The sequence below is a fragment of the Rahnella ecdela genome, assembly GCF_019049625.1.
Classification (GTDB): Bacteria; Pseudomonadota; Gammaproteobacteria; order Enterobacterales; family Enterobacteriaceae; genus Rahnella; species Rahnella ecdela.
In genome coordinates this window covers 1-9,246 of sequence record NZ_JAFMOY010000087.1, presented here as the reverse complement: position 1 = coordinate 9,246, position 9,246 = coordinate 1, and the positions used below count along the sequence as shown (strand labels likewise).

Genomic DNA, 9,246 nt, shown 5'->3' with positions numbered 1-9,246 from the left:
GTAATAACCGCTGTGATGGAGGCCAAGAACCAGGCATAACCTGCGTACAGCATAAAAGGACGACATTTTTTTAATGAAGGCGTACTTCAGCCTGACGTTCTTGCAAAGTACGCGGCTGTAGATTCAACTTGTCAACGCAACACCCTTTTCAAAAACCTGTTTTGGCGTCTTAAATTTCAATGTTTTCCTCGGCCTGTTGTTTAATTGCTCTGCGACATGGTCTAGGTCTTCTTGTGAATGTTGAGCCAGACAGGTCTTTTTAGGGAAGTATTGCCGAATAAGGCCATTAGTGTTCTCGTTGGTACCTCGTTGCCATGGGCTTTGTGGGTCACAGAAATAAACTAGCGTGCCTGTTTCAGCCGTAAAATCAGCGTGTTTGGCAAGCTCCATACCGCGGTCCCAGGTCAATGATTGCCCAAGCTTGAAGGGCATTTCTTTAAATTTCTCTATCAAAGCTTGATTCACTGAAGTGGCGTCTTTTCCCTTCAATTTCAGCAGGATGGTATAGCGCGATTTCCTATCAACGAGAGTAGCAATATGCGTATTTTTTGTTCCTGAGACTAAATCCCCTTCCCAGTGGCCAACAGAACGACGATTGTCGATATGTCTTGATCGCTCATGGATAGAGATACCATTGACGATGTTGATCGTCCCGCGCTCACCCTTGCGAGAGTGGCGTTTTCCATGACGTAGACTGTGAGAACGGCGCAGGTGCTTTACCAGCAGATGATGTAAGGCGTTCCTGGTGCGAAAATACAGGGTTTTATAAATCGTCTCTGCTGATATTTGCATCGATTTTCGGCGATACACTGTATTTTTAAGCCATCCGGATATTTGTTCAGGAGACCATTTGAGTTCCAGTTTTTCCAAAACTAAATCCCGTAACGCCAGATTCTTCTCCAGCAAGCAGGGCTTCGGCCTTTTGGCCATTCGGTTCGCCCGGTTATTCGCATCCACCGCTTTGTAATAGCGTCGGCCACGGTTACGTTGAATCTCTCTTGAGATCGTAGAAGGCGAGCGATTTAGAGAATGCGCAATAGCTCTGATACTTTTTTTGGCAGAGAGTCCGACGCGTATTTCTTCCCGTTCAGATAACGTCAAATGTGATGAAGCGCGTTTGCGCACGTTGGGCTTCATGCCACCGGAGTCTCTTAAAATAGTGAAAATGGTGCCAGGCTTAGAATCCAGGGTTTTAGCAATGTCACTGAAGCCGATGCCGTTCTTCCATGAGTCGAAAACAAACTCTTTTTCTACTGCCGTAAATGTACGCTTCATTCAATAATCCTCCGCTACCCCATGTTTTAGCATGGATGTTGCATTGATCAATTGAATCTACAGCGGCCTTTTTTAAGATATCCCGCTCTTCAGTTACTCGCTTAAGTTCTTGCCTGAGGCGCTTTACTTCATGCTGAAGTGCATCGTCCTGCTTACGCTGCGGCTCGGGCTTCTGGTAGCGCTTAACCCAGGCGTAAAGACTATTAGTGGATACACCAAGTCGAGAGGAGACCTCAGATACAGGGTACCCCTGCTCAGTGATCTGTTTTACGGCTTCAATTTTGAATTCTTCAGTGAACGTTTTGACTGACATAAACACTCCTTCATTAGGCCTCCATTATGAGGCAAAAAAGTGTCTACGAAACCCGGGTCTATTCATTCTTAGCAAGAGTTGTGGTGACGGTAAACTGGTAATCCGTGTTTGGCCACGACCAGTCAAGATGATTTGTCTCTCACGAGGTCTTCTGAAAATGAGCAATGGTTTCGCTACTCCCTATAAAAGGCTGCAGGAAATCGTGGATCACGATGATTATTTCATCAGCTCAAAAATCAAGAAAACAATTACCCCCTCCCCCCTGAGTCTGTCACCCTGGCTGACTCAGGCCAAATTTCTACATTTACTTATAGGGCGCTTAAAGCAGATTTTGTATCCCTACTACTTAACACACTGAATCATTCCCAGTGACAACGCAGTTATGACCGCTCCCGCTAACAAGCATCACCGAACCCTATCCCGAAGCTATTTCACCGCCATCCTCTAAAGCTCCCGCCGCATTGCCAATATTGAAAGGCCAAATGTTGAAAGATGAGGTCAGATTGGGCGCAGCGGCGGACATGACCTTTAACTGAAAGGACATAATCTTTGCGAAACCGGAGTTTACTCACAAGATAATAAGGATCGCGGCAGGGATGTGAGTCGAACCAGCACACCTGAGAGCGGAAAAAAGGTCGCTATCAACTTTTTTTTTGATGGACCGGCGAAAGAATTTATCCCAATCTCGTTTCCGCCGAACATCTTTAATTTAGTCAAATTATCTGAAAGATGATCGTGCCTGACTTAATGATTTTCTTACACGCTCACGCAGGCATTATGAGCACTGCGGCTTCTTTTGAAGATGAGCGCCTTAAGGCGCTCCCCCGGCGTACCCTCAGGTACGCCGGGAAAATCATGCTCATTCATTTACGCTTTGACCTGCTCACACCGTTGGTCAGGGCGTTCTCGTTTCTGAGGGAGGCTTTTTAGCCTCCCTTTTATGACAGGAATTCTTCATGGAGAGAGGTGCACCATGCTCTCCCCTGCCCCTCATAAATCCATCAGATAACGGTGCGCTTTAGACGCGGCGCTGGCCGCTTTGAAGATAAACCGCTTGTCGTTTTTCAAGGATGTCAGCCATGAGGCAATGTAGCTGTCATGCTGAACCTCTCCGACGACACCTAAATCCGCCATTAAAAATGCCGAGCCCAGCTCCGCGATGAGTTCTTCAAAGGCGTAACCCTGTGACCCGAAGCCCCCCTTCATTTCTCGATGTAAACGACTCTTTCCGCCGCTCCAGTGAACCAGTTCATGTAAGCCGGTGGCGTAAAAGCTTGCAGCATCGGCAAAGCGGCTACGTTCTGGCAGAAAAATCTCATCACTTAAAGGGGTATAAAATGCAGCCTGCCCTCTCTGTGTGATTTTCGCGCCGCTGCGCTGCACCAGCGATTCCACCTGCGGTATCGGGGAAAATGTTGCGGCCAGTGTGGTTGCCTCAGCTGACAACGGCAAGCCGTCGATCTGGTCAACGTTAAAGACGGTGAACGTTTTCAGCATCGGGATAAGGTCAATCTCTCCGGCTTCGTTTTCCTTCTCCAGGGTGGAATAGAAAATCGCGACCGTTCCGTGCTCCCCCTTACGCACCTGTGCGCCTGCAGCCTGTGCCTGTTTGTAGGTCAGCCAACGTGAATCGCTAAATCCCTGCTTCGCCGCGCTACCCCACAGCAGCATAATATTTATACCGCTATACGCGGCGCCGGTGGCGTAGTTCGCCGGTAAACCTGACATCCCTACACGCTCCCATGGACACGTCCAAGGCTTAACACCGGCCTCCAACGCCTCGATGATGCTCTGCGTGACCGTCTGATACAGATCAGGTTTTGGCATTTTGCTCTGAGACAATTTCGATTTTGAGGAGCCTGACAGGTCAAGCGAGGATACGCTTGTCGCCGGTGAGGTATTAGGGGCGGTAGTTTGGGTATGCAGTTTCATCGTCATGGTTTTTTCTCCGTCAGGGTTAATTTCGTTTTCGTATCGCCTGACGGCTCGTCCCCCCGCCATCGTTCTGTTCAGCCAGGGCGCAAAGCGTACATTTACCCTTGCGGAACAGGTTGTGGTGGGGAACGATGCCCGGAAGCTGATGCGAAAATGAGGATGACCCAGGAGAAAGTGACGGCAAGCATTCCCGAACGTAGCGCCCGTTATGCCTGCTGGTGAAATGCTTTTGATGTTGTGGGTTGCGTCAGTGAAGCTTCGTTTCTCGGCGAGACAGCAAAGCGGATAAAACGCCCCGAAGGGGATCGTACAAAGAGGCAATAACTTCGTGGTGTATCACGTTAGATAAGGGTCATGACTGCTCTAAACAACCCAGTGGGCTTGCTTGCAAAACTTCGAAGTGGTCGCCTCATCGCGAGCTTTTGCTGACGACGCAGCACATGAACTCACTTAATGATTTGGCGGATCACATGGTGGATTGCATCGGAAAGGGTGGTCGGGCTCTGTCGCCATCAATGGCCGGTGTAGGCGGGAATACGCAACCCGCCTGTCACTTACGTCTGGATCTATGCCAAACTGTCACCATATTCATTAACCGGCGGTCAAACTGTTACTACCCTTATCCCGTTTGTTGCGTGTACTCCTCCCCGTGAATATGTGCCTCATCTGACGCTTGTTGCCATGAAAAGATAGCTGAGCGCGGTGGCGCTGCCGTTCATTATCATGTGCAGGGTGACGGGCAGACCGAGGCCTTTTGTCTTCACCCTGGCGGCGGTCAGGAGCAGCGACACCAGAAACAGTAAAAAAAATGTCCGCGGATCCGTATACTGCGTGTGCATTAGCGCAAATGTCGCCGCCAAAACGAGGGCTGACCAATACACCCGGTCGTTGAACCAGTACATCAGGGCGTTAAACAGACATCCCCTGAAAATGATTTCCTCGTAGACGGGCACGATAAAGGTCAGCAGCAGCGCGTTGAACAGCAAGGTCCAGCCCGGCAGTGACATCTGTCCGGTGAGCCAGTCCTCGGATTTTGTTAATCCTAGCGCCCGGGGTAACAAAAACTGAATGACAAAGAGGCCAAAGATAAAAACGGCAAGATAGCGTCCCTTCATCTCCCCTTTGCCCAGCCCTTCTCTTCGCCTGAAAAACAGCATGTACAGCGTAAAAATCACCAGGAATTGCGTGAGGTATATCAGCGGATAAAACAGCCCCTTACTGATCAAAGCCTCCCTGCTCTCGAGAAAATACGGAAGTGCGGGAAGAAAAATGCTCAGTAAAACCATCGAGAAACAGCCGTTAACCGCTTTTGTCCTGTCTAAAAACTCGTTCTCTACCATCTTCCCTGTCCTCCAAGGCCTAATGAAATGATCCTATCCGCAGACGCTATCGTTGACGGCCGGTGTGCGATAATCACCCGCGTGATGTTGAGTTTTTTGATGGCAACGTTGACGCCACGTTCGCTCTCGGGGTCCAGGGCGCTCGTCGCTTCGTCCATAAACAGGATGCCCGGCCTGCGATACAGTGCGCGTGCGATAAAAATACGTTGCTTCTGTCCGCCCGACAGGCCTTCTCCCAACTCCCCTATCAGCGTTTCATAGCGCATCGGCAGAGTTGCGATCGTCTCGTGAATGTGACTGGCCCGGGCACACGCTTCCATCCAGGTCTCATCGACGTTTTCCACAAACCCGCAAATATTTTCCCGGATGGAACCTGAAAACAATCTGTCGTCTTGCATGACACAGCCAATCATTTTTTGATAGTTGTTCACGCCCAGGTGCCGGATATTGGCTCCATCAATAAGGACCTCTCCCGTCTCCGGCTCAAATAGGCCGCACAGCACCTTCATCAGCGTCGTTTTGCCCGCCCCCGAGGGGCCGGTTATCGCCACGCTCTCACCTGGCGCAATGGTCATGTTTAACAGCTTAAAAATCGGTGCTGACTGGCTGTCGTAGCGGTAGCTCAGGTTGCGGGTGGTCAGACCCACGGGTTCCATTTTGGGCGTATGGGGAATATCCGGCTTTACGGCCTCGCTTTCGCTCAGCGCAATGTCAGCAACACGCTCATTGTGCAAGCTCATCATGCGCAACTGGAGCACGAACCCGGTCAGCGACTCTACGCGGTCAGAAAACTGACCGCGAAATACACCAAACGCCACAAACATTCCGAGGCTCATCTGGTTGTCTATCACCAGACGGGTCCCCAGCCATAAAATGATCACCTGGTCGCAGGCGGCCACGAACGTATTGATGCCGCCAAAAAGCAGGTCCATTTTCGTGACCCGGATGCCGGTGTTAATGGCGTCAATGTTCAGGTTAAGCCAGTGAGTTGCACGACGCTGGCTCATGCCCTGCATTTTGACCGTTGCAATACCGTAGAGGGTTTCCATGAAATAGGAGCCCGCACGCGCACTTCTGACCAGCGCCTCTTCTGACAACTGCCGGTAGCGTCCATAGGTCAGCAGGCGGATAAGGACGTACGCGGTAGTAAAACCCAGAACGACCCAGGTCAGCATTCCGCCGTAGAGCACCATCATCACCAGTACGCCGGCCACCATGATGCCGTCCATCATCGCCCCCACAATCCCGTTCGTAAATGCGCTGCGCAGCGTATCCAGCGAGCTAAACCGGGACTGGATGTCCCCGAGCTTGCGACGTTCAAAATAGCTCAGGGGTAAACTCAGTAGATGGGCAAACAGCCCGGACTGCCACTGCACATTGATGTGGGTGCCCATCACCAGCGATGCCCAGGCACGCACCGTGCTCACCGCCGCCCGCAGCAGGATAAAGAAAATTAACCCGGTGCAAATCAGGGTCAGGAGCCCGAGGTCGCCCGCCGGAATGGCGTGGTCCATGACAAGCTGTGTACCTACAGGCATGATCAGGTTAACCGCCTCAACGCCCAGCGACAGGCAAAATATGTTTGTCAGCGCCCCCCGGATGCCGTGCACGCTGCGAATAAGCGTGCCCAGGCTCATGCGTTTTTTCTCTGAGTGAGCCATAAATGCCGCGCCCGGCCACGCTTCAAACGCCACACCGGTAAACGATTGCGACATTTCAGCGCGCCCCACCGCTCTGCGCCCCCTTGCCGGATCGTGCAGCATAAAGCGGTTGCCCCTGACGCTGACCAATACGACAAAGTGGTTAAAGTCCCAATGCAAGATGCAGGGTTTTTTAAGTTGCGTGATTTCGTCCAGGTCCAGGGACAGCGCCCGGGTGCGCATGCCAAGTTCTGCTGCAATGGCGCTGAGCTCCTCCAGCGAAGTGCCGCGTGCGGACAGGTTGAACTGACGGCGTAGCGTCATCATATCCAGACACTTGCCATAGTGACCGCTGACCATGGCCAGGCAGGCCAGACCGCACTCCGAAGACTCCGTCTGGTGCATCACGGGAACGCGACGGCGCAGCCCTAAATCAAGCTTGAGAAAGAGGTCTTTAACCGTATTTTTACCCATGAACCGGCCCTGCCGCGCTGTGCTTCACGTCGTAGAGCGGGGACAGCATCCACTGGTAAATTTTCCTTTTTTCCAGAAACAGCGTGCTTTGCGCTTTCATGCCGTTTTCAAGCGGCAAGACCTTTTCGCCGTAGGCAATGGCTTGCATCTTTGGCCTGACCACCACTTTGTACCAGGGGACAGCCGCCTGGATATTCTTGGGCGCACCCTGATAGGTCATCATCTCCTGAGGTGAGGCCGGTATTTTAGAGACGGTTTCTACCACCGCCGCGAACTGACCAAATTTTCCGGACGGAAAGGCCTCGTATCGCACGTTGAGCCTGTCGCCCGGAGTAATGTAGGGCACTGAATCGTTGGGGACCCAGAGCACCAGATCGTAGGTATCTACCTTTTGGGGAATAACCTGAAACAGACTGTCTCCGACACTGACCATCTGGCCGACGGTGACACTGAGTGAGTCGATGATCCCATCGGTCAGTGCCCTGACTATCACTTCACCTCCCGCGTCCGTGCCGCTAAGCTCTTTGTGCAGCTCATAGCGCTGAAGTTCCATCTGGTAAATTCGGTTGTCAAACTCGGCCGCCTGGGTCTGAATCTGGCTTTCCAGGCTGGTGATCTGCAGCGCATTCTGTTCGTTCTGCCCGCTCAGTCCCAGCAGGTTATTTTGCTGCTGGTAATACAGCGAGACCTGGTTGGTCAGTTGGTCTTTGTTAATTAAGCCTCTGGACTGATAGCGCCGGTAGTTGTCCATATTGTTTTTCATTATCCCAATTCCCTCCTCCGCACGCTTGACGATGGCGGAGGAGCGACTCAGCGCTTCGCTGTACTGCGACTTTTGCTTTTCGAGCATGTGTAGGGTGGTTTGTTTACTCGCTTCAAGCCTTGAAATAATATCGCCGACGCGCAGCAGCTGATTTTCAATATCCTTTCGCTGATTATCGCTGACCACACCGCGGGATGTGCTTTTACTGACGTCTATCCGATAAACCGGCGCGCCTTTATTAATCAACGCCCCCTGGCTAACAAATTGCTGTACCACAGTGCCCTGGACTCCGGAATATATTCTGGCGGGGCCGGGGGAGCTTGTGACCTCTCCCGTGACGTTGATTCGTCGGGTATAAGTGCCCACCATAATAAACACCAAAAAGGTGATAAAGAATAAAACGCAGAGCCCGGTCATTATCCAGATGGGGATGTCAGGCAGTAAAATAGCGCGGCCGCGCCAGGACCGCTGTCTATTTTCAAGTGCTTCCATGCGAAACAAATTAGTCCCCTCCAGATGTGACACAACGCTTAATATTATTAAGTCGATATTCGGGCTTCTCAGCGACACTCTTAAATAGCAAGAACAATACATATAAATCAATTCACAAACACATGCAAGTACGCTTTCAATGTTTAAATGGAATTAGATTCCATCAAACTAACCTACTGATAACAAATATAAATATTAATATTTTTAAAATAATCGAAATTTTCCACCCCGAACCAATTGCAAATGCGTATCATTTGCAATAACATGATTGGATATTATTTCATATATCTCTTGGGGCGTTGATTTTCTTTAAAAACTTCCTTAATAAATATTACAGCATTGACCTGGTGTGTAGGCTATTGTGAGTTATCTCTATTTCAATGCGAAAGTTTTTATAATGCTCAGCGTTTTTCTGGTTCTAACGGAGTGACACTATATGATGAATTTTACACCCTATTTTTTAAGATTCATAAATAAGACTGGTTCTTTTTATTATATATTATCACTCATATTATTTATAACAGGGGAAGCTGACTCGACGACAGCTTTCTTACTATTAGTTTGCTCTACATTAGGTCTTGTATTGATTTTTACAGATAAAAAAAAGGAAGTGTGAGATTTATTAACTCATTAGATGAAGGATTATAAATGAAAGAAATAATGTTTAAGAACTTGAAAAAAGTATCTGGTGGTATTGACCATGGCGAGCTGGCAGCAGGAGCGATCGGCCAGTTTGTCGGAGGTACACTTGGTGCGGAATTTGGCCCAGTAGGTGTAAGAGTCGGCCAGGCTGCGGGAGGGGTCGCTGGGAAAGAGATTTATGGTGGAATCCGTGATGGCTATCAGACTGCCCCAGGAGTCAAACAAGGTTTAGGGTCTTTCAATCCGAGACTGTAATTAAAATTGTGTAATTGCCTGTTTTTGATATGTTCACTCCAGCAACGGAGACAGGTAAATTATGGATGAAAAGAAACTTAAAGCCCTTGCGGCTGAACTGGCTAAAGGCCTTAAAAC

At 50.0% G+C, this 9,246-nt stretch carries 6 protein-coding genes and 2 pseudogenes; 1 reads left to right on the top strand and 7 read right to left on the bottom strand.

Translation table 11 applies throughout. From position 1 onward, the window contains the following. The 7 genes and pseudogenes from J1784_RS26330 to J1784_RS00735 form a co-directional block, all read right to left on the bottom strand. A pseudogene (locus tag J1784_RS26330) lies at positions 1-114 on the bottom strand (IS3 family transposase); the annotation flags it as partial. 9 nt (positions 115-123) lie between these two features. After that, positions 124-1,275: an IS30 family transposase gene (locus J1784_RS00760; RefSeq protein WP_217147643.1), complete on the bottom strand. Its 1,152-nt coding sequence runs from the start codon at positions 1,273-1,275 to the stop codon at positions 124-126. A 67-nt stretch (positions 1,276-1,342) separates the two neighbouring features. Further along, positions 1,343-1,588 (bottom strand): annotated as a pseudogene (locus tag J1784_RS00755) (transposase); the annotation flags it as partial. A 990-nt stretch (positions 1,589-2,578) separates the two neighbouring features. Beyond that, complete coding sequence (locus J1784_RS00750; protein ID WP_217147642.1) at positions 2,579-3,526, bottom strand: ArdC family protein; 948 nt, start codon at positions 3,524-3,526, stop codon at positions 2,579-2,581. A gap of 659 nt (positions 3,527-4,185) precedes the next feature. Then, positions 4,186-4,863 carry a CPBP family intramembrane glutamic endopeptidase gene (locus J1784_RS00745; protein WP_217147641.1) on the bottom strand — a complete coding sequence of 226 codons (678 nt, stop codon included), beginning with the start codon at positions 4,861-4,863 and terminating at the stop codon, positions 4,186-4,188. Further along, entirely contained in the window at positions 4,857-6,977 is a 2,121-nt protein-coding gene (locus J1784_RS00740; RefSeq protein WP_217147640.1) for a peptidase domain-containing ABC transporter, read from the bottom strand. The genes J1784_RS00745 and J1784_RS00740 overlap by 7 nt, the downstream gene beginning before the upstream one ends. Further along, the gene (locus tag J1784_RS00735) at positions 6,970-8,241 is read right to left on the bottom strand and encodes an HlyD family secretion protein (RefSeq protein ID WP_217147639.1); all 1,272 of its coding nucleotides are present in this window, start codon (positions 8,239-8,241) and stop codon (positions 6,970-6,972) included. The genes J1784_RS00740 and J1784_RS00735 overlap by 8 nt, the downstream gene beginning before the upstream one ends. A gap of 639 nt (positions 8,242-8,880) precedes the next feature. On the opposite strand from J1784_RS00735, the gene J1784_RS00730 reads away from it, so the two are divergent. Further along, the gene (locus tag J1784_RS00730) at positions 8,881-9,129 is read left to right on the top strand and encodes a hypothetical protein (RefSeq protein ID WP_217147638.1); all 249 of its coding nucleotides are present in this window, start codon (positions 8,881-8,883) and stop codon (positions 9,127-9,129) included. Positions 9,130-9,246: the final 117 nt, after the last annotated feature.